Genomic DNA, 18,725 nt, shown 5'->3' on the forward strand with positions numbered 1-18,725 from the left:
GCACGACCGATGACCAGCCCCTTCAGATCTGCAACAACTCTGACCACTGCCAGCCGTACGGACACCGAAGGCGCATTCACCGCCGTCATCGATTCGACATGGACGATCGGGCCGAAGGTGCACGGCGGAACGATGCTCGCCGTGTGTGCCGCGGCCGCCACCGCGCAACTGGACGACGATCTACAGCCCCTTGCTGTCAGTGTCAGCTACCTCAGCGCGCCGGATCCGGGTGAGGTGCATCTGACGACGATCGTCCGCAAGCGCGGCAAGCAGGTCAGCCATGTCGACGTCGAGATGACGCAGGGTGACCGGGTCGCGGTCCGTGCCGTCGTGACGTTGGGGCGAGCGGACACCGACACGCCGCGCCACGAGGTGCCGTCGCCGCTCGCGTCGATGCCTGCCGAGCCGCCGTCCGACGCACAATTGATCGGCGGCGATCACCCGATGGCACGGATCGTGCACGTGGCGAAGGGCTGCGAGATGCGGATCGATGCGAACTCCGCGCACTTCCTGACCGGGCAGCAGGGGGAGTCGGAGGTCCGGATGTGGGTGCGTCCGCGCCCCGACGACGAGGCCGACGTCGACACCGCGGTGCTGTTCGCGCTCATGACCGGCGATATCTGCGCACCGGTGACGATGAACCGTGGACTGTTCGGCTGGGCGCCGACGGTCCAGCTGACTGCGTACCTGCGCAAGCATCCTGCGCCCGGCTGGCTTCGCGTCGAGGCGAGCAGCACCGTCATCGGCGGCACCTGGTTCGAGGAGGACCATCTCGTCCTGGACTCGACGGGCGCCGTGGTCGTCCAGAGCAGGCAGTTGGCGATGGTGCCGAGGTAGCCGCATACGCTTGAGCGCATGACGAGAATTGCAGTAATCGGAGGTGGCCGGATCGGCGAAGCGCTGATCGCGGGCCTCCTCGAATCGGGCCATGCAGTCCGTGACCTGGTGGTGGCAGAGAAGTTCGGTGCTCGTGCGCAGGAGTTGGCGTCGACGTACGGGATACTCACCGCGTCGATTTCCGAGGCGTCGGAGAACGCCGACGTGATCGTGTTGGCGGTCAAGCCGAACGATATCGACTCGGTCGTCACCGAAATCTCCAAGATCGATCTCGACGGAGAACGCGAGCAGTTGATCGTTTCGCTCGCCGCGGGTGTGCCGACGTCGAAGTTCGAGCCCAAGCTCCCTGCAGGATTCCCCGTCATCCGTGTCATGCCGAACACTCCCATGCTCGTCGGTGAGGGCGTCAGCGTGCTCTCACCCGGCCGCTACGCCAAGCCCGAGCACCTCGAGTTGGTCCGCACGATTCTGTCCACCGTCGGCAAGGTGGTGACTGTCAAGGAGAATCAACTCGACGCCGTCACCGCAGTCTCGGGTTCGGGACCCGCCTACTTCTTTCTCGTCGCCGAGGCGATGATCGACGCGGGTGTCGGTCTCGGTTTGACGCGTGAAGTGGCCACTTCTCTTGTCGTTCAGACGATGGTCGGGTCGGCCGCCATGCTCGATCGCTCGGACGAGACGCCGACGGCCCTGCGATATGCAGTGACTTCTCCCGGCGGCACGACGGCCGCTGCGGTCCGAGAATTGGAGTCGAAGGGCCTCCGAGCAGCGTTTTTCGACGCTTTGGGCGCCGCAAAGGACCGATCCACTGAGATGGGCATCACAGCAGAATAAAAATTCGATTGCCTACACCCGTCGCAGTAACCCCATTGGTCACGTTAAGCTCACAGGTAGCACGTGCGTGTCTGTTCGGCAGGAGGGGAAGCCTGCCGCGCGAGACGTGCCGGAGGTAAGTGGATTGATGGCGCCTGTAAACAAGTCGTCCAAGGGTGCGTCCCCGGACGGTCAGCCAGCGATAGCTGGAACGCAATTCCTCACAGTGGCCGAAGTGGCAACGCTGATGAGGGTGTCGAAGATGACTGTGTACCGACTGGTACACGGCGGAGAGCTGCCTGCAGTACGAGTAGGTCGATCGTTCCGTGTGCATGCCAAGGCTGTGCACGATTACCTCGAGACCTCCTACTTCGACGCAGGCTGAGCGAGCGCACACGCACGCGATGTGAAAGTCGGGCCGGTTTCGTGGATCGACGACGACACCGGTAAGATCGACACTCGTCGTGCCAGTGGCTGCTGTTGCATCGAGCTTCGTACATCGAGGCCCGAGCGCCAGCTTGGGGATCGACGGCTCTTTCGGTCCACTGCGGCCGAGAAAGTTCGAGGCGCCAGGTAGGCGTACGCAACTTCGCGTGCGCGAAAACGCTAGAGAAGAACGTGAGGAACACCCGCCATGGGTTCAGTGATCAAGAAGCGTCGCAAGCGCATGTCGAAGAAGAAGCACCGCAAGTTGCTTCGTCGCACCCGAGTGCAGCGCAGGAAACTCGGTAAGTAAAGCTTGATAGAAGAGCCCGTCACCTTCTGGTGACGGGCTTCTTCTGTTTCGGGCAAGGATCGACTCTGTTTCCGAAAAGGCACTGCGCTTGTCGAAAAGGCACTGCGGTCAAGATGTTCTTACATACAAACTTCCTGCACAGGGTGCCTTTTCCGGTCCGTTCGCATCTTGGGGGTATTCCAGTAGGCTGCTGGAGTGGAGCCTGCGGAATGACCAAATGGCTCAGCAGTGGAGCCTGCGGAATGACCGAGTAGGTGAGCAGTGGAGCCTGCGGAACGGCTTTGTAGGTGAGCAATTCGGCCTGCGGAACGACCCGAAAGACGCAGAGGCGGCCATAGACGGGGGTGTCGGTGAATTCGATCGATCGAGGCGTTGCAGCGCCGAAAGTGGTCCTTGTCACGGGGGCCAGCCGATTTCTCGGCGGTTATCTGGTCACCCGGCTGGCGCAGAATCCGTCCATCGAACGAGTCATCGCAGTGGACGCTCGGTCTCCGAGCAAGGACCTGTTGCGACGCATGGGCCGCGCCGAGTTCGTTCGTGCGGACATTCGCAATCCGCTCATCGGCAAGGTGATCCGTAACGCCGGAGTCGACACGGTGGTTCATGCGGCCACCATTACCAAGCCGCCGAAGTCGGGTGGGCGCGCGACGATGAAGGATCTCAACGTCATCGGTGCGATGCAGTTGTTCGCGGTCTGTCAGAAGGCGCCGACGGTGCAGAAGGTGGTTCTCCGGTCGTCGTCCTCGGTGTATGGATGCAGCGCGAAGGATCCGGTCAAGTTCACCGAGGAGATGAGCGCCCGACGTCCTCCTTCGGGTGCTTTCGCGAAGGACACCATCGATATCGAGGGTTATATTCGCGGTCTCGGACGTCGACGGCCCGATATTGCCGTGTCGATTCTGCGTATGGCACCTCTGATCGGGCCGAGACTGAACGGCACGATCTCGCGGTACATGACCTCGCCTGTCATTCCGAGCATCATCGGCCGTGACGCGCGGATGCAGTTGCTGCACGAGGAGGATGCGTTGGCTGCCCTCGAACGTGCCACTGTCAGCGGTCCTGCGGGTACGTTCAACGTAGGAGCGGACGGCACGATCATGCTGTCCCAGGCCATTCGCCGAGCGGGCCGCGTCGAGGTTCCGGTTCCCTTCGCGTTGTTCAAGAGCGTCGGGCGCGCGTTGATGGGCGGCATGATGCGTGAGTTCACGACCGAGCAGCTCGATTATTTTCATTTCGGGTGCGGCCTCGATACGACGCGTATGCGTTCTGTCCTCGGGTTCGAACCTCGATGGACTACGGTGCAGGCATTCGACGATTTCGTTCGTGGTGCAGCGTTGCGGCCCGTTTTGGGAACCGACTGGGTCGACTCGGTGGAGAAGCGTCTGCTCACGGTGGTCGACGCGGGCGCTGCGGCATCTCGTAGGGCTCTTGCAGCTACGAATTCGGGACGGGAGGGGTGAACGAGGTGGCCAAAGTCATTCCGCTGCACGGCAGCGGAACCGGAAGGTCCGTGCGCCCCTCGTCTCCGGTGGATCAGGGGCGGAGCAGGCATCCGTCGTCCTACACGGACCCGGTGCCTCCCACTCCGCTCATCACCCCGACCACTGCGATGCCGCCCATTCCCGTTCCGTCGGAGCCCTCGCAGATCGATGCCGTCAAGGACAAGCTCGTCGAGCAGATAGCCGGGACGGCCGAGTTCGTCAGGCGACGTCTTGCGGGCGATTACACGGTCGACGAGTTCGGCTACGACCCGCATTTCGCCGACGCGGTCTGGTTGCCGCTGCTGCGCCCGTTGTTCGACAAGTGGTTTCGCGTAGAGGTCAAGGGCATCGAGAACATCCCGGACGACGGTGGTGCACTGGTCGTCGCCAACCATGCCGGTGTCATTCCGGTCGACGCGCTGATGACCTCCGTCGCTGTTCGTGATCATCACCCCGTGAAGCGTCCGCTGCGAATGTTGGCTGCGGACATGGCATTCGAGATGCCGGGTGTCGGGACGATCGCGCGGAGGGCAGGCCATACGCTTGCGTGCAATCCGGACGCCGAGCGCTTGCTCCGGATGGGTGAGGTCGCTGCGGTTTTCCCCGAGGGCTTCAAGGGAATCGGCAAGCCGTTCAGCGAACGATACAAGCTGCAACGGTTCGGTCGCGGCGGATTCGTCTCTGCGGCACTGCGAACCGGGGCACCCATCATCCCGTGTTCGATCGTCGGTTCCGAAGAGATCTACCCCAAGATCGGCGACATCACCCCGCTGGCCCGTTTGATGGGTATGCCGTATTTCCCTGTGACACCGTTCTTTCCGCATCTCGGACCACTCGGACTGATTCCGTTGCCGTCGAAGTGGTACATCGAATTCGGAAAGCCGATCTACACCGACTCCTACGACGCCCAGGCGTCCGAGGATCCGATGGTGTTGTTCGAACTCACAGACCACGTCCGTGAAACCATTCAGCACACGCTCTACCGGTTGCTCGCCAAGCGCCGGAACGTGTTCCTGGGTTGAAGCCAGTACTCTGCCGAGGGTGCTGATTCGTGACACCCACACCGAAGACCTTCCTGCGATCCTCGAGATACACAACGACGCCATCAGGAACACGACGGCGATCTGGGACGAGACCGAGGTCGGGCTGGAGGAGCGGATCACGTGGTTGGACGGTCGTCTTCGTGCCGGTAACCCGGTGTTGACTGCGGTCGTCGACGGCCGGGTCGCCGGATACGCGTCGTATGCGCAGTGGCGTCCGAAGAGTGGCTACCGGCTGACCGTCGAGCATTCGGTGTACGTGTCGGGCGATTTCCATCGACGCGGCATTGCGAGCGCATTGTTGACCGAGCTGATCGAGCGTGCCCGGTCGGCTGGTATCCATGCACTCGTCGGGGTCATCGAGTCCGGCAACACGACGTCGATCACCCTGCACGAGAAGCTCGGTTTCGTGACCGTCGGTGAGATGCCCGAGGTCGGTATCAAGTTCGGCCGGTGGCTGGACCTGACGCTGATGCAGCTGACGCTCTGACGTAGAGCTCCGAACGCCGGCGTTATCCCGTGCACCTTCCGCCCCGTGCACCTCCCGTGCACCTTCCGCGCAAATGCATATGCATTTGCGCGGAACGGTGGGTCGCACCCCCGGCCGGGCGCAAATGCATATGCATTTGCGCGGGTGGGGGTGGGCGCGGGTGGGGTGGGTGGATGGGGCGCAGGTGCGGGGGTGAACGCGGGGTCAGGCTGCCCGTCGCCGACCGAGCACTGCGGCGAGACCGCCTCCGACCGCGCCGAGGGCGAGTGCTGTCGGCACGCCGATCTTGGCGGCTTTGCGACCGGTGCGGAAGTCACGGATTTCCCAGCCACGGTTCTTGGCGAGCTCGCGGAGATCCGCGTCGGGGTTGACGGCGACGGCTGTACCGACGAGGGACAGCATCGGAACGTCGTTGTGGCTGTCCGAGTACGCGGTGCATCGTTTGAGGTTCAGGCCTTCGCGGACGGCGAGGGTGCGGACGGCGTGAGCTTTGCCGAGTCCGTGCAGGATGTCGCCGACGAGCCTGCCGGTGAAGATGCCGTCGTTGCTCTCCGCGACGGTGCCGAGTGCGCCGGTCAATCCGAGTCGTTTGGCGATGATCTGTGCGAGTTCGAGCGGAGTGGCCGTCACCAGCCACACCTGCTGCCCGGCGTCGAGATGCATCTGTGCCAGGGCTGCAGTGCCCGGCCAGATCTTGTCGGCGATCAGTTCGTCGTAGATTTCTTCGCCGAGCCGAGTGAGCTCGGCGGTCGAGCGCCCGGTGATGAAGGACAGCGCTTTTTCCCGTCCGCTGGCGACGTCGTCGCTGTTCTCCTTGCCGCTGACCCGGAACTTGATCTGCTGCCACGCGAATTGGGCGAGGTCGCCGCTGGTGAAGTATTTGCGTGCGGCGAGGCCGCGGGCGAAATGGATGATCGAGGCGCCTTGGACCATGGTGTTGTCGACGTCGAAGAACGCTGCCGCTGTCAGGTCGAGGGGAACCGAGCCGCCGTTGTCGAGTTGGAGAGCGATGGCGGCGTCGGCGCTCGCTTCACCCGCTACGTTGGCGCGCACCTGCGCATCGGAGGGCCCGAGCGGATTGCGCAGCCGGCGCTTGCGACGCTTGTCGACATCCGGATGCGCGGTGTCGACCATGTCGGTGTCGGGCACATCGGATACCGGAAGGTCGATCGAAGGCGCGTCCGTGTCAGGCGCCTCGTTGTCAGGCGAGTCGGTGTCAACCCTGTCGGTATCGCTGCCCTGTGGGTCGGGTGTGTAGGAACCCCCGTCGGTCATCTGGACGTACCTCCCTGCTCGAGCACTACCGACAACCCTAGACCGTGCGGCCGTCGTCGAACGTGTGCGTGGACGCTGCGCGGGGCATCGGGTGCATGGCCGCAGTGTGACGTTCGTCTCTCATGTGAAGGTGCAAGAGTGTGGACATGGAATCCGCACCCACCTCGGTGGTTCTTCTCACCCGGGCCGGCTGTCACACATGTGTGGCGGCGTTCGACGTTCTGACGGCGCTGTGTGGCGAGTTCGGGCTGGTCCCGGCGCGCATCGACGTCGACGAGGCCGCGAAAACGCAGCCTGACCTGCGGGCCGAATACGGAGACCGTGTTCCGGTGGTCCTCCTCGACGGCCGCGAGCACAGTTACTGGGAGGTCGACGAGCCCAGATTGCGCGCCGATCTGGCTGCGCTAGGGCACCCTAAGAACGTGTGATTGCTCTCGCTTTGCAGGTGGGGACCCCTCTAGCACGCATCCAGCGACTTTGTTCATTCGTTCACAAGCGGTTACCGTGGTGCGAACGCAGGAGCGAATCCTGACCAAGCAAGATCGCACACAGGATCCGTGAGGACAGGCAGCAAGTGCCGTTCGGACGAGGAGCCAGGAACGTGACCCGAGAGCGCCCGGTTGGACCGGCCCCGGTCGAGCGATCCGTCGATGCCGAGCGTGAGCGATCCATCAGTCCCGATCGGGTCATCCCCCAGGCTACGGTGACGCGTTTGGCGACCTACTTGCGGGTCCTCGGAATCCTCGCCGACGACGGCGTTCTCATCGTTTCGAGTGAAGAACTGGCCAATGCCGCGGGCGTGGGCTCGGCGAAGCTGCGCAAAGATCTGTCCTTCCTCGGCCCCAACGGCGTGCGCGGGGTGGGCTACGACGTCATGCGGCTGCGCGCGAAGATCGAAAGCGCGCTCGGCCTCGACCGTGGGCACAAGGTGGTGTTGGTCGGTGTCGGGAACCTCGGCCAGGCGCTCGCGCGGTACGGCGGATTCGGTCGTCGCGGATTCTCGATGGTCGGACTGTTCGACCGCAATCCGGCTCGTGTCGGACTCGACATCGACGGTCTGCAGGTCCAGCACGTCGACGCTCTCGAATCCGCGTGCCGAGACCTGGAGGCGACAATCGGAGTCATTGCGACGCCGGACGACGCGGCGCAGGCCATCGCGTCGGCGTTCGTGGCAGGCGGAGTGCAGTGCATTCTCAGCTTCTCCCCGATCGCGCTCGATGTCCCGGACCGCGTGGAGGTGCGACGCGTGGACCTGGCCGTCGAAATGCAGGTCCTCTCGTTCAACAGCTCGCGTAACGAGGCAGCACAGGCTCGCCCGGCGCTGGAGACTTCACCCCGCCTCGAAACTTCACCTCGCCTGGGACGTAGCCGGGGCCCGCGGGTGGCACAGAGTAGTAGCTCAACAGGTTCGACAACGATAAGCAGTAGTTCCCTAAGAAATGGATCGGTGATTGCACCGTGAGTGTCCTCCTCGTCGGGATTTCGCATCGTAGCGCTCCCGTCGCTGTCCTCGAACGTGTCGCGATCACCGACACGGACCGCCCCAAGCTGACCGACAAGCTCATGGCCAGCGGGAGCATTTCCGAGGTGATGGTCGTATCGACCTGCAACCGCGTCGAGGTGTACGCGGTGGTCGACGCATTCCACGCGGCACTCGCTTCGGTCGGGGAGATCCTCGCCGAACATTCGGGACTGCAGGTGCCGGAGCTGACCAAGCACGCATACGTGCGCTACAGCGAGGCTGCCGTCGAACATCTCTTCGCGGTGGCCAGCGGGCTGGACTCGATGGTCATCGGCGAGCAGCAGATCCTCGGCCAGATCCGGGCGGCCTACGCGTCGTCGGACGCCCAGCAGGCGTCGGGCCGGGTTCTGCACGAACTCGCGCAGCAGGCGCTCCGCGTGGGCAAGCGGGTGCACTCGGAGACGGGCATCGACTCGGCTGGTGCGTCCGTCGTCTCGGTGGCGCTCGATCGCGCTGCAGGTCTGTTCGGCGGAACGCTCAGCGGCCGCACCGCGGTGGTACTCGGTGCAGGAGCCATGGGCGGTCTGTCCGTCGCGCATCTGGGCCGCGCAGGCATCGGTCGCCTGATCGTCATCAACCGAACCCGTGAACGCGCCGATCACCTCGCCGAGACCGCGGTCTCCGCAGGGGTGTCGGCGTCGGCGATGGACTTCGACGACCTCGCGGTCGCACTGTCCGACGCAGACGTACTCGTCACCTGTACGGGGGCGGTCGGCGCCGTCGTATCGCTCTCGGACGCACACCTCGCGCTCGCTCAGCGAGAGCCGGGCCGGACGCTCGCCATCTGTGACCTCGGGCTGCCCCGAGACGTCGACCACGCGGTCGCCGGTCTGCCCGGAGTCGACATCTTCGACATGGAGTCGCTGCAACGCGACCCGGCAGCAGGAGCTGCGGCGACGGACGCGTCGGCGGCCCGCGAGATCGTCTCCTCCGAACTGTCCGGTTACCTCGCAGGCCAGCGTCTCGCCGAGGTGACCCCGACGGTCACCGCTCTGCGCCAGCGCGCCGCGGAGGTCGTCGAAGCAGAGCTGATGAGACTCGACTCGCGTTTGCCAGGGCTCGAATCACCGCAGCGTGACGAGGTCGCAAGAACTGTGCGACGCGTCGTCGACAAGCTTCTGCACTCACCGACGGTGCGCGTCAAGCAACTTGCAACGACGCCGGGCGGCGACTCGTACGCAGCAGCTCTGCGTGAACTGTTCGAGCTCAGCCCAGGAACGGTCGAGGCTGTCGCCAGCCCGATCGAGATCAACGGAATGGAACTAGTGGACGATTTCACCGCCAGCCGCACCGATGTCCGGAAAGGCCACTCGGAGTGAGCGAAACGGACAAGCGTGTGGTTCGGGTCGGGACGCGGGGAAGCCTTCTCGCGACCACCCAGGCCGAAACCGTGCGTCAGGGGCTCATCGCAGCAGGCCTCGACGCAGAACTCGTCATCGTCAAGACGGCGGGTGATCTGTCGGCGGCACCCGTGCAGCAGATCGGTGTCGGTGTCTTCACCGCGGCACTGCGCGAGGCACTCACCGACGGCAAGGTCGATGTCGCGGTGCACTCGTACAAGGACCTGCCGACGGCGCCCGACGAGCGATTCGTCATCGCCGCGATTCCGCCGCGCGAGGATCCGCGTGACGCTCTCGTCGCGCGTGACGGCCTCGTGCTCGGCGAGTTGCCTGCGGGAGCGACCGTCGGAACATCAGCACCTCGCCGCATAGCTCAGCTGCGCGCGCTCGGCCAGGGGCTGGACATTCGGCCGCTGCGCGGCAACCTCGACACTCGCATCGGGAAGGTCGCCTCCGGTGAGCTCGATGCCGTCGTCGTGGCGCGTGCAGGCCTCGCGCGAATCGGCAGGCTCGACGTCGTCACCGAATCTCTCGATCCGGTGCAGTTGCTGCCCGCACCCGCTCAGGGCGCGCTTGCTGTCGAATGCCGGATCGGCGACACAGATCTCGCCGACGCCATACGTACCCTCGACGACGCGAACAGCCGTGCGGCCGTTCACGCCGAACGTGGGCTGCTCGCCGAGCTGGAGGCCGGCTGCACAGCGCCGATCGGCGCTGTCGCGGAAGTCGTCGAATCGATCGACGAGGACGGGCGCGTGTTCGACGAGCTGTCCGTGCGCGCCTGCGTCGCAGCGATCGACGGCAGCGACACCATACGAGCGTCCATCGTCGGCCCCACCGACAACGCCGAGGAGCTCGGCCGAGATCTTGCACGCGAATTACTGGATCTGGGCGCCCGAGATCTGGTCGCCGTCACCGAACCTGCCGCCACCGGGGGAGCAACCCATGTCTAGGTCGATCACCGCACCGACCCGCGGACGCGCCAAACGCATGGCCCCTCGGCCACCTGTACGCGGCGGCGCCATCGCCACCGCGCGTCTGATACCGAAGCGGGGCCCGGCAACCCCGATCGAATTGCACTACCCACACAAGACAGCACTGGAGAACAACCGATGAGCCCAGTCCGCAAGAACGCCAACGGGCGGATCCTGTTCGTGGGGTCGGGGCCGGGCGACCCGGCTCTGCTCACCGTCCGCGCACTTCAGGTGCTCGGAGCGGCGGAACTCGCCTTCACCGATCCCGACGTCGACAAGGGCGTCATCGCTCTCGTCGGCAACGACCTTCCCCGTGACCCGGAGACCGGGGAGAACGGTGTCGACGTGCGGCCCGCACTCGGTGAGCCCGCCGAGGTGGCCAAGACACTCCTGGCGGAGGCCAAGAACGGCCACGACGTCATCCGGCTGGTGTCCGGTGACCCGCTGACCACCGATTCCGTCATCGCCGAGGTGTCCGCTGTCGCCCGTACCCACGTTCAGTTCGAGGTTCTCCCCGGGTTGCCTTCGGGTTCTGCGGTGCCCAGCTACGCGGGCATGGCACTCGGTTCCGGACACACCGAAGCGGACGTTCGAGGCGAGGTCGATTGGGCTGCACTCGCCGCAGCTCCCGGCCCCCTCGTGCTGCACGCGACCTCGGGCCATCTCGCCGAGACCGCGAGCGCTCTTGTCGAACACGGACTTGCGCCGCAGACGCCTGCAGCCATCACCGTTCGCGGCACGACGCGTCAGCAGCGCACCGTCGAGGCAACACTCGCAACACTGAACGACGCGGGCAGCGAACTCGTCGGCTCGCTCGTCGTGACCGTCGGCAAGGTCGTTTCGGGCCGAAACAAGATGTCCTGGTGGGAGTCTCGCGCACTGTACGGCTGGACCGTGCTGGTGCCGAGGACCAAGGATCAGGCAGGCGAGATGAGCGATCGGCTCGTCACGCACGGCGCCATCCCCATCGAGGTCCCGACCATCGCCGTCGAGCCACCGCGCAGCCCGGCGCAGATGGAACGCTCCGTCAAGGGCCTCGTCGACGGCCGCTACCAGTGGGTCGTCTTCACCTCGACCAACGCGGTGCGTGCCGTATGGGAGAAGTTCGAGGAATTCGGACTGGACGCACGCGCGTTCTCCGGCGTCAAGATCGCCTGTGTCGGTGAGGCCACTGCCGCCAAGGTCCGCTCGTTCGGTATCAACCCCGAACTGCTGCCGTCCGGCGATCAGTCCTCGCTCGGCCTGCTCGAGGATTTCCCGCCGTACGACGAGGTGTTCGACCCGGTTAACCGAGTTCTGTTGCCGCGTGCGGACATTGCCACCGAAACGCTCGCCGAGGGGCTGCGTGAACGTGGTTGGGAAATCGACGACGTCACCGCCTACCGCACGGTGCGTGCCGCGCCGCCGCCCGCCGAGACCCGCGAGATGATCAAGACCGGTGGATTCGACGCGGTGTGCTTCACGTCGAGTTCGACAGTCCGCAATCTCGTCGGTATCGCAGGCAAGCCGCATGCACGCACGCTCGTTGCCTGCATCGGACCGAAGACGGCCGAGACGGCCGTCGAGTTCGGACTGCGCGTCGACGTGCAGCCCGAGACCGCGCAGGTGGGACCGCTCATCGAGGCGTTGGCCGAGCACGCTGCTCGGTTGCGCGCCGAGGGTGCGTTGCCTCCTCCGCGCAAGAAGTCACGTAGGCGCTGACGCGCCCATGTTTCCCGTAGACCGCCCCCGCAGACTTCGCCGTACTCCGGCGCTTCGACGTCTCGTCGCGCAAACGTCGCTGCAGCCACGGCATTTGGTGCTGCCGATGTTCGTCGCCGACGGCATCTCCGAACCTCGGGAGATCTCGTCGATGCCGGGCGTCTTCCAGCACACGCTCGATTCTCTGAGCAAAGCCACCGAGGAAGCAGTTGCCGCGGGTGTGGGCGGGGTGATGCTGTTCGGTGTGCCTCGCGCGGAGGACAAGGATGCGGCCGGGTCGGGTGCCAGTGATCCGGAGGGCATTCTCAACCGGGGACTGAGGCGATTGAAGGCCGATCTCGGTGACTCGACCGTCATCATGGCCGACACGTGCCTCGACGAGTTCACCGATCACGGCCACTGCGGGGTCCTGACGCCGGAGGGAGCGGTCGACAACGACGCCACCCTCGCGCGGTACGTGGACATGGCTGTGGCACAGGCGGATGCGGGCGCGCACCTGCTCGGACCGAGCGGAATGATGGACGGTCAGGTCGCGGCCATCCGCGCAGGACTCGACGAGGCAGGCCATCACGACGTCGGCCAGCTCGCCTACTCGGCCAAGTACGCCTCGGCGTTCTACGGCCCGTTCCGAGAAGCCGTCGGTTCCTCGTTGCAGGGCGATCGTCGGACGTATCAACAGGATTCGGCCAATCGCCGTGAAGCGACACACGAGGTCGAGCTCGATCTCGCCGAGGGCGCGGACATGGTGATGGTCAAACCGGCCATGTCGTATCTCGACATTCTGCGCGACGTCGCGAACATCTCTCCGGTTCCCGTCGCGGCGTATCAGATCTCTGGGGAGTACTCGATGATCACCGCCGCCGCGCAGAACGGGTGGATCGATCGTGACGCCGCGATACTCGAATCACTCACGAGCATCCGCCGCGCAGGTGCGGATGTGGTGCTGACCTACTGGGCGACCGAAGCGGCGGGCTGGCTGTGAGCAACAACTGGCATCCGGAGAACGAGTCGCAGCCCCCGCAGCCCGATTGGGCGCGCTGGGAGGCCGAACACGGACCTCCGCCGTTGGAGTCGGTCAAGCGCCCGGCGCCGGTCGACATCGAGACGGCACGCCACCTGTGGTGGGGTGTCGCTCTGCTCGGCATGATCAATCTGGTCGTCACGTTGTTCGTCGTCTACGGCGACAAGTCGGTCTTCGCCCAGCAGCTCGTCGACGACGTCAAGGCGCAGGATGCGTCGATCCCGCTGAGCGTCGAGTCGGCAGAGGGATATCTGACGGCTGCGCTCGTGGTGATGGTGCTCATCGGCGTCGGATTCGGCGCGCTGTTCCTCTTCTGGGTGAACAAGATGCGGATCGGCCGGATGTGGGCTCGCATGCTGCTCACGATGATCGGAACGGTCACCGTGGTGTTGACCGTCCCGCAGTTGTTCGGATTCGGTTCGAACGACGGTGCTCAGGCCATCGTTCTCGGTGTTGCGGGAATTCTTCAAGGCGTACTCGCGGCGGGTGCGATCTACCTGATGCATCGCAAGGAATCGAACGAGTACTTCCTCGCTTCGCGAAAGTCGTAGATCTTTCTATCACCCCGCGTGTCACATGCGTCACTTGCGCCACATGTGACTAGCATCACTCGACAGGTGGACCTTCGAGTGATCGGACCAGAGAGATGACACAGCCGGAAATTCGACGCGGAGAGCGGGAGAGCGGCCGACCGGTGTGGGCTCTGCTCGGTCTTCTGGCCGCGGTGGCCATTGCCGTCTTCATCATGTCCCTCGGCTTCAGCGCAGCCTGACCGGCGCACTTTCCTCCCGGTCGCGTGCGGTGTACGGTGATGGCCGTCACAGGCTTCACTGGGGAGGGCTGGTATGCAGAGCAAGGCAGACGCACGTGAGGTCACCCGACTCGCATGTCCCCACAGTGCCAGCCGTGAGTTCCTGCTGATCGGCCTGGTTCTGGCCCTCGGCGTCCTGGTGGCACTGGCCATCGTCATCCCGGCCGTCGTCAGCAGCTGACGTCGACCCGCTCCATCGGTTATCGACGGCCGACCGGCAGTATGGACCTGTGAGTACCGATATCCCCGCAGGCGAGCCAGGCGAGGTGTTGTTCGCCGAACCGGGCGCGCGGTGGCGAACTCTGCTGTGGGGACCGGTGTTCTGTATCGCCGTCCTCGTCGTGGAACTGTTGACCGGTCCGGTCCTGCACTGGTTCGCGCTCGGGCTGTTCGCGGTGCTCCTGGTCGGGTTCACCTACGTACAGATCTCGGCCGCGCGCAGGCACGTCAGCGTGCAGCTGACTCCGTCCGCGCTGCGGCAAGGTACCGAAGTGCTCGATATCGCGGACATCGGTGCGATCCTGCCGCCCGCGGACTACTCGGACGGGGACTACGAACCGAAGAAGTGGGAGACCGCGCGGGTGCTCGGGGAGCTGCACGGAGTTCCGCGTCGCCGACACCCCATCGGGATCGAGCTGGTCGGCGGCGCCCTCGTACAGGCGTGGGCAAAGGACGACGACGGGCTTCGCGCGGCGCTCGAACATGCGAAAGGGGAGTACTCGTGAGCAAGACAGCCGCTGCCGAAGTTCTCGGCGCTGTGGTCGCGGTGATCCTCGCGGTCGCCTGTTGGAACGCAGGTGTCGAGGTACATCGCTTCGCTGCGGTCGCCGACGGCGCACCGGAGTTCGAGTCCGCCAGTTACTCGGGTTCGTGGATTGCCGGGGCGACGGTGTTGGTCGTGGTTGCGGGCGTGCTCGCCGTCGACGCGGCGCGTAGATCGCTGCTCATACGTTCCCATACCCGGTAGGGGTATTGTGTCGGGTATGAGCAGTTACTCGGCCGAGCAGGACGACTTGCTGAAGAGGTTGCGCCGCATCGAGGGGCAGATAGCCGGTATCTCGCGCATGGTCGCGGAGGATCGCTACTGCATCGACGTCCTCACGCAGGTCTCTGCCGCCACCAAGGCGTTGCAGTCGGTCTCGCTCAAACTGCTCGACGCGCACCTTGCCGGTTGCGTCGTCGAGGCTGCCCGCAAAGGCGGTCCCGATGCCGACGCCAAGGTGAAAGAGGCCTCGGACGCCATTGCTCGTCTCGTCCGATCCTGACGCCACCCGCACACAACCGGAGAGAAGGATTCTCGTGGTCGAAAGCAGCTACACCGTCGAAGGAATGACCTGCCAACATTGCGCCGCGTCGGTGTCCGAGGAGATATCCGAACTCGGGGGAGTGACCGAGGTGAAGGTCGACGTGGCATCGGGCACGGTCGTGGTGTTCAGCGACAACACGATCGAGCACGCGGCCGTGGAAGCAGCCGTCACCGAAGCCGGGTATCGACTCGCGTCGTGAGCAGGCGTCTGACCGGTACCGGGGTCCTCACCGCCGGCATGTGCCTCGTGCTCGGCTGTTCGTCCGGAACGAGCGAGCAGCCGGATGCAGGGTTGGCGGACACAGGGTTGGCGGACCTGCGGGTGACCACGGAGATCGACGGGCTGAACAAGCCGTGGGACGTGGTCGCCGCACCCGACGGAACCGTCCTCACCGGTGAACGCAGCGGCCGATTCGTCGTGCGGCGCCCCGATGGGACCACCTCGGACCTGATTGCCGATCAGACCGACCTCTACGCCGAGGGCGAGACCGGGCTGATGGGAATGGAACTGGCCCAGGATTTCTCGACATCCCGAGCGCTCTACACGTGTCAGGGGGTCACCGGCGGCGAGGGAGAGAACCGCATTGCCGTGTTCCGCTGGACCGTCGACCCGGACTGGACCACCCTGACCCGGACGGCCACCGTGCTCGACGGCATCCCCGTCGCATCGAACGGGCGCCACGGTGGGTGCAGAATTCTGGCGGCGCCCGACGGTTCGCTGTTCGTCGGTACCGGTGACACGGCGTCGCCGACGGTGCCGCAGGATCCGGAGTCGTTGGGCGGCAAAGTGCTTCACATCGAGGCGGACGGCTCGGCCGCGGCCGACGCGCCGGGACGTGTCTACACACTCGGCCATCGCAACGTCCAAGGTCTGGCGTTCGCGCCCGGCACCGATCGGCTGTACGAGGTCGAGCAGGGCACGAGCCGCGACGACGAACTCAATCTGCTGGTCCCGGGTGGCAACTACGGCTACAAGCCGGATCTGTTGCCGGGTGTCTACGACGAATCGGTACCCATGACCGACCCTGAGCGAGTGCCGGGAGCGCTCGGTGCAGTCTGGAGTTCGGGTGAGCCGACCATTGCCACTCCGGGTCTGACATTCGTCGACGGTGCCGCGTGGGGTGAATGGTCCGGTGCCGCAGTCATATCCAGTCAGCAGGGGGAGAAGCTGGTGTTCCTGAAGCTGAGCGAGGACGGCAGCAGCGTGTCGAGGGAGGCTGTCGCGTTGGAGAACGAATACGGTCGACTGCGTTCGCTCACCAGCCTCCCCGACGGGTCGTTCCTGATGACAACCGACAACGGATCGGACGACCGAGTGCTGCGCGTGACGCCGTGACCCGCCCGTGCGCGCGCAGTTACGCCCTACGGTAACTGCGCGCGTACGCGTCAGGCTTTGCTCGGGTGCGCCGCATCCTCCTCGTCGCTACCGGCCTGCGGGTGACCGAGCATCGCGGCACCGAGCAGCTGGTCGGGGACGCCGAATGCTTCGACCAATTCGAGTGCGTGCGGACGAAGTGCCCTGCACCGCTCGTTGATCCCGCGGGTGACGGCCTTCGATCGCTCCGTGGACAGGTAACGGTGCTCGATGAACCACGCCTTGTCCTCCTCGATGACCGACAGGGCGTACAGGTCGCACACCTGCCCGAGCAGTTCTTTCGCCTTCTCGTCCTCGCACGAGGAGATGCCGGCCACGAACGCCTCGAGGACGATCCGATCGATGTGCGCACTCGCAGCGTGCAGCACGTGATCCTGGACCGCGTTGAACGCGTCGAACGCGCCCATCTCCTTCGACTTGCTCTGCAGTCGCCGGGCAACGGTGGAGAGCAGGTAGTCCTCGCGGTCCTCGAACATCGTGAGCTGGGTACCGCGGTTGAACAGCGATCCTTCCTCCTCGTTGTCCTGGCGGGTATCGAGGATGGTCTGGATGATCGTCTGTGCCGCAGTGCGTTTGATGACTCGATCGCCCGCGTACTCGGCGGCGAACCTGACCCATTCGACCGGGCTCATGCTCTTGACGTCGTCGGCGTACGAGGTGAGCAGTTCCTTCGCGACCAACTGTGTCAGTACGTGGTTGTCGCCCTCGAACGTGGTGAACACATCGGTGTCCGCCTTGAGTGATATCAGCCGGTTCTCGGCGAGATATCCTGCGCCGCCGCATGCTTCACGGGCTTCCTGGATCGCACGGGTGGCGTGCCAGGTGTTCGCGGCTTTGAGCCCGGCGGCACGGGATTCGAGTTCGCGCTGCTCCTCGGCGTCCGGGTTGTCCGATGTCTGCAACTCGTGCAGTTTGGCGACCAGTTCGTTCTGCGCGAACTGCAGCGCATACGACCTGGCGATGAGCGGGAACAGGCGACGCTGGTGGACGAGGTAGTCCATGATCAGCACCTCGTCCTCGGACTTCGGGGCCGAGAACTGCCTGCGCTGCAACGCATATCGGGTGGCGATGTCGAGGGCGACCCTGGCCGCAGCTGCTGCGCTGCCCCCGACGGTGACGCGGCCGCGGATGAGCGTGCCGAGCATCGTGAAGAACCGTCGACCGGCGTTCTCGATGGGTGAGGAGTAACTACCGTCGGCTGCGACGTCGGCGTACTTGTTGAGCAGGTTGTCGCGCGGAATGCGTACGTGGTCGAACATGATTCGGCCGTTGTCCACGCCGGGGAGTCCGCCCTTGTACTGGCAGTCCGACGTGGTGACTCCGGGGAGGTCGTCGCCGTTCTCGTCGCGGAGCGGGACGAAGAAACAGTGGACACCGTGGCCTTCCGGCTCTTCACCGGGACCCGCGGTGATCAACTGCGCGAACACTGCAGCGACCGTTGCTGTTTCGGCGGCGCCGCCGATGTAGTCCTTGCGAGAGGACGGCGTCGGCGAATGCACGACGAACTCGCCGGTGGCGGCGTCGTAGGTCGCGGTGGTCTCGAGGGATTGAACATCGCTGCCGTGGCCGGTCTCGGTCATCGCGAAGCAGCCGAGAAGGTCGAGATCGATGATGCGCCGAACGTAGGCCTCGTGGTGGCGTTCGGTGCCGAGATTTTCGATGGCGCCGCCGAACAGGCCCCACTGCACGCCTGCCTTGACCATCAGCGACAGGTCCGACATCGCGAGCATCTCGATCATCGTGACCGCAGCGCCGACGTCACCGGTGCCGCCGTGTTCCTTCTTGAAACCGTCGTCTGCTGCGCCGTGCTGCGCCAGCAGCTTCAACTGTTCGAGCGCCTTGGTACGCGCGATGACGGTGTTGGGGGTGTAGTGCGGACGGAACTCGTCACGGACGAGTTGGGCGCGTGCCTCGTTCTTCGTCTCGCGCCAGCGACCGTCCAACGTGTTGCGTAGATGCTCCGAAGTGGTTGCCATACTCGACGGTAACCTGTCGCGCCCCGA

The 18,725-nt window shown here is 64.9% G+C and carries 24 protein-coding genes; 22 read left to right on the top strand and 2 right to left on the bottom strand.

Features of this window, described 5'->3' with window-relative positions:
* Positions 1–9: 9 nt before the first annotated feature.
* From RY1_RS14935 to RY1_RS14965, 7 genes are all read left to right on the top strand, one after another.
* Positions 10–837: a thioesterase family protein gene (locus RY1_RS14935; protein WP_072804412.1), complete on the top strand. Its 828-nt coding sequence runs from the start codon at positions 10–12 to the stop codon at positions 835–837.
* A gap of 18 nt (positions 838–855) precedes the next feature.
* Positions 856–1,671, top strand: a complete 816-nt coding sequence (gene proC, locus RY1_RS14940) for a pyrroline-5-carboxylate reductase (protein ID WP_072804413.1) — start codon at positions 856–858, stop codon at positions 1,669–1,671.
* A gap of 127 nt (positions 1,672–1,798) precedes the next feature.
* On the top strand, positions 1,799–2,035 hold the full coding sequence (locus tag RY1_RS14945; protein WP_072804415.1) for a helix-turn-helix domain-containing protein: 237 nt from the start codon (positions 1,799–1,801) through the stop codon (positions 2,033–2,035).
* A gap of 249 nt (positions 2,036–2,284) precedes the next feature.
* Entirely contained in the window at positions 2,285–2,386 is a 102-nt protein-coding gene (locus tag RY1_RS14950) for a 30S ribosomal protein bS22 (RefSeq protein ID WP_003402602.1), read from the top strand.
* A 350-nt stretch (positions 2,387–2,736) separates the two neighbouring features.
* On the top strand, positions 2,737–3,846 hold the full coding sequence (locus RY1_RS14955; RefSeq protein WP_169914716.1) for an SDR family oxidoreductase: 1,110 nt from the start codon (positions 2,737–2,739) through the stop codon (positions 3,844–3,846).
* Positions 3,843–4,889, top strand: a complete 1,047-nt coding sequence (locus RY1_RS14960; protein ID WP_072804416.1) for a lysophospholipid acyltransferase family protein — start codon at positions 3,843–3,845, stop codon at positions 4,887–4,889. The genes RY1_RS14955 and RY1_RS14960 overlap by 4 nt, the downstream gene beginning before the upstream one ends.
* 19 nt (positions 4,890–4,908) lie before the next feature.
* Positions 4,909–5,397 carry a GNAT family N-acetyltransferase gene (locus tag RY1_RS14965; RefSeq protein WP_072804418.1) on the top strand — a complete coding sequence of 163 codons (489 nt, stop codon included), beginning with the start codon at positions 4,909–4,911 and terminating at the stop codon, positions 5,395–5,397.
* Positions 5,398–5,601: 204 nt separating this feature from the next.
* On the opposite strand, the gene RY1_RS14970 is transcribed toward RY1_RS14965, so the two are convergent.
* On the bottom strand, positions 5,602–6,531 hold the full coding sequence (locus RY1_RS14970; RefSeq protein WP_072804595.1) for an HAD family hydrolase: 930 nt from the start codon (positions 6,529–6,531) through the stop codon (positions 5,602–5,604).
* Positions 6,532–6,818: 287 nt separating this feature from the next.
* Here RY1_RS14970 and RY1_RS14975 point away from each other — a divergent pair, with 287 nt between their 5' ends.
* From RY1_RS14975 to RY1_RS15030, 15 genes are all read left to right on the top strand, one after another.
* Positions 6,819–7,100, top strand: coding sequence for a glutaredoxin family protein (locus tag RY1_RS14975; protein WP_072804420.1), 282 nt, complete (start codon positions 6,819–6,821; stop codon positions 7,098–7,100).
* 173 nt (positions 7,101–7,273) lie between these two features.
* On the top strand, positions 7,274–8,134 hold the full coding sequence (locus tag RY1_RS14980) for a redox-sensing transcriptional repressor Rex (RefSeq protein ID WP_174565384.1): 861 nt from the start codon (positions 7,274–7,276) through the stop codon (positions 8,132–8,134).
* On the top strand, positions 8,131–9,513 hold the full coding sequence (locus RY1_RS14985) for a glutamyl-tRNA reductase (RefSeq protein ID WP_072804423.1): 1,383 nt from the start codon (positions 8,131–8,133) through the stop codon (positions 9,511–9,513). Before RY1_RS14980 ends, RY1_RS14985 begins: the two co-directional genes overlap by 4 nt.
* Positions 9,510–10,487, top strand: coding sequence for a hydroxymethylbilane synthase (gene hemC, locus RY1_RS14990; RefSeq protein WP_072804425.1), 978 nt, complete (start codon positions 9,510–9,512; stop codon positions 10,485–10,487). The genes RY1_RS14985 and hemC overlap by 4 nt, the downstream gene beginning before the upstream one ends.
* Positions 10,480–10,650 (top strand): hypothetical protein, encoded by a 171-nt coding sequence (locus RY1_RS29980; protein ID WP_156376394.1) that lies wholly within the window; start codon positions 10,480–10,482, stop codon positions 10,648–10,650. The genes hemC and RY1_RS29980 overlap by 8 nt, the downstream gene beginning before the upstream one ends.
* Positions 10,647–12,209, top strand: a complete 1,563-nt coding sequence (locus RY1_RS14995; RefSeq protein ID WP_072804427.1) for a bifunctional uroporphyrinogen-III C-methyltransferase/uroporphyrinogen-III synthase — start codon at positions 10,647–10,649, stop codon at positions 12,207–12,209. The genes RY1_RS29980 and RY1_RS14995 overlap by 4 nt, the downstream gene beginning before the upstream one ends.
* Positions 12,210–12,216: 7 nt before the next feature.
* Complete coding sequence (gene hemB, locus RY1_RS15000) at positions 12,217–13,191, top strand: porphobilinogen synthase (protein ID WP_072804429.1); 975 nt, start codon at positions 12,217–12,219, stop codon at positions 13,189–13,191.
* Positions 13,188–13,781, top strand: coding sequence for a hypothetical protein (locus RY1_RS15005; RefSeq protein ID WP_072804430.1), 594 nt, complete (start codon positions 13,188–13,190; stop codon positions 13,779–13,781). The genes hemB and RY1_RS15005 overlap by 4 nt, the downstream gene beginning before the upstream one ends.
* Positions 13,782–13,876: 95 nt before the next feature.
* The gene (locus RY1_RS30855; RefSeq protein ID WP_281249977.1) at positions 13,877–14,002 is read left to right on the top strand and encodes a hypothetical protein; all 126 of its coding nucleotides are present in this window, start codon (positions 13,877–13,879) and stop codon (positions 14,000–14,002) included.
* A 73-nt stretch (positions 14,003–14,075) separates the two neighbouring features.
* A complete protein-coding gene (locus RY1_RS29985) occupies positions 14,076–14,222 on the top strand; it encodes a hypothetical protein (RefSeq protein ID WP_156376395.1) in 147 nt (48 codons plus the stop codon).
* 49 nt (positions 14,223–14,271) lie between these two features.
* A complete protein-coding gene (gene mce1N / locus RY1_RS15010; protein WP_072804432.1) occupies positions 14,272–14,766 on the top strand; it encodes a transport-regulating membrane protein Mce1N in 495 nt (164 codons plus the stop codon).
* The gene (locus tag RY1_RS15015; protein WP_072804434.1) at positions 14,763–15,008 is read left to right on the top strand and encodes a hypothetical protein; all 246 of its coding nucleotides are present in this window, start codon (positions 14,763–14,765) and stop codon (positions 15,006–15,008) included. Before mce1N ends, RY1_RS15015 begins: the two co-directional genes overlap by 4 nt.
* Before the next feature lie 16 nt (positions 15,009–15,024).
* On the top strand, positions 15,025–15,306 hold the full coding sequence (locus RY1_RS15020; RefSeq protein ID WP_072804436.1) for a metal-sensitive transcriptional regulator: 282 nt from the start codon (positions 15,025–15,027) through the stop codon (positions 15,304–15,306).
* A gap of 28 nt (positions 15,307–15,334) precedes the next feature.
* Complete coding sequence (locus RY1_RS15025) at positions 15,335–15,547, top strand: heavy-metal-associated domain-containing protein (RefSeq protein WP_139279869.1); 213 nt, start codon at positions 15,335–15,337, stop codon at positions 15,545–15,547.
* Complete coding sequence (locus tag RY1_RS15030; protein ID WP_072804439.1) at positions 15,544–16,683, top strand: PQQ-dependent sugar dehydrogenase; 1,140 nt, start codon at positions 15,544–15,546, stop codon at positions 16,681–16,683. Before RY1_RS15025 ends, RY1_RS15030 begins: the two co-directional genes overlap by 4 nt.
* A 50-nt stretch (positions 16,684–16,733) precedes the next feature.
* Here the strand turns inward: RY1_RS15030 and RY1_RS15035 are convergent, their stop codons facing one another.
* Positions 16,734–18,698, bottom strand: a complete 1,965-nt coding sequence (locus tag RY1_RS15035) for an acyl-CoA dehydrogenase family protein (protein WP_072804441.1) — start codon at positions 18,696–18,698, stop codon at positions 16,734–16,736.
* Positions 18,699–18,725: the final 27 nt, after the last annotated feature.

It is taken from the genome of Rhodococcus yunnanensis NBRC 103083, assembly GCF_001895005.1.
Taxonomy (GTDB): Bacteria; Actinomycetota; Actinomycetes; order Mycobacteriales; family Mycobacteriaceae; genus Rhodococcoides; species Rhodococcoides yunnanense.

Bases quoted from the DNA above. Each gene is read 5' to 3' on its own strand.
- RY1_RS15020 (WP_072804436.1), top strand. From the start codon at position 15,025: ATGAGCAGTTACTCGGCCGAGCAGGACGACTTGCTGAAGAGGTTGCGC.
- RY1_RS14975 (WP_072804420.1), top strand. From the start codon at position 6,819: ATGGAATCCGCACCCACCTCGGTGGTTCTTCTCACCCGGGCCGGCTGT.
- RY1_RS14950 (WP_003402602.1), top strand. From the start codon at position 2,285: ATGGGTTCAGTGATCAAGAAGCGTCGCAAGCGCATGTCGAAGAAGAAG.
- RY1_RS29985 (WP_156376395.1), top strand. From the start codon at position 14,076: ATGCAGAGCAAGGCAGACGCACGTGAGGTCACCCGACTCGCATGTCCC.
- RY1_RS14935 (WP_072804412.1), top strand. From the start codon at position 10: ATGACCAGCCCCTTCAGATCTGCAACAACTCTGACCACTGCCAGCCGT.
- RY1_RS14995 (WP_072804427.1), top strand. From the start codon at position 10,647: ATGAGCCCAGTCCGCAAGAACGCCAACGGGCGGATCCTGTTCGTGGGG.
- RY1_RS29980 (WP_156376394.1), top strand. From the start codon at position 10,480: ATGTCTAGGTCGATCACCGCACCGACCCGCGGACGCGCCAAACGCATG.
- RY1_RS30855 (WP_281249977.1), top strand. From the start codon at position 13,877: ATGACACAGCCGGAAATTCGACGCGGAGAGCGGGAGAGCGGCCGACCG.
- hemB (WP_072804429.1), top strand. From the start codon at position 12,217: ATGTTTCCCGTAGACCGCCCCCGCAGACTTCGCCGTACTCCGGCGCTT.
- RY1_RS14945 (WP_072804415.1), top strand. From the start codon at position 1,799: ATGGCGCCTGTAAACAAGTCGTCCAAGGGTGCGTCCCCGGACGGTCAG.
- proC (WP_072804413.1), top strand. From the start codon at position 856: ATGACGAGAATTGCAGTAATCGGAGGTGGCCGGATCGGCGAAGCGCTG.
- RY1_RS15035 (WP_072804441.1), bottom strand. From the start codon at position 18,698: ATGGCAACCACTTCGGAGCATCTACGCAACACGTTGGACGGTCGCTGG.
- RY1_RS14970 (WP_072804595.1), bottom strand. From the start codon at position 6,531: ATGGTCGACACCGCGCATCCGGATGTCGACAAGCGTCGCAAGCGCCGG.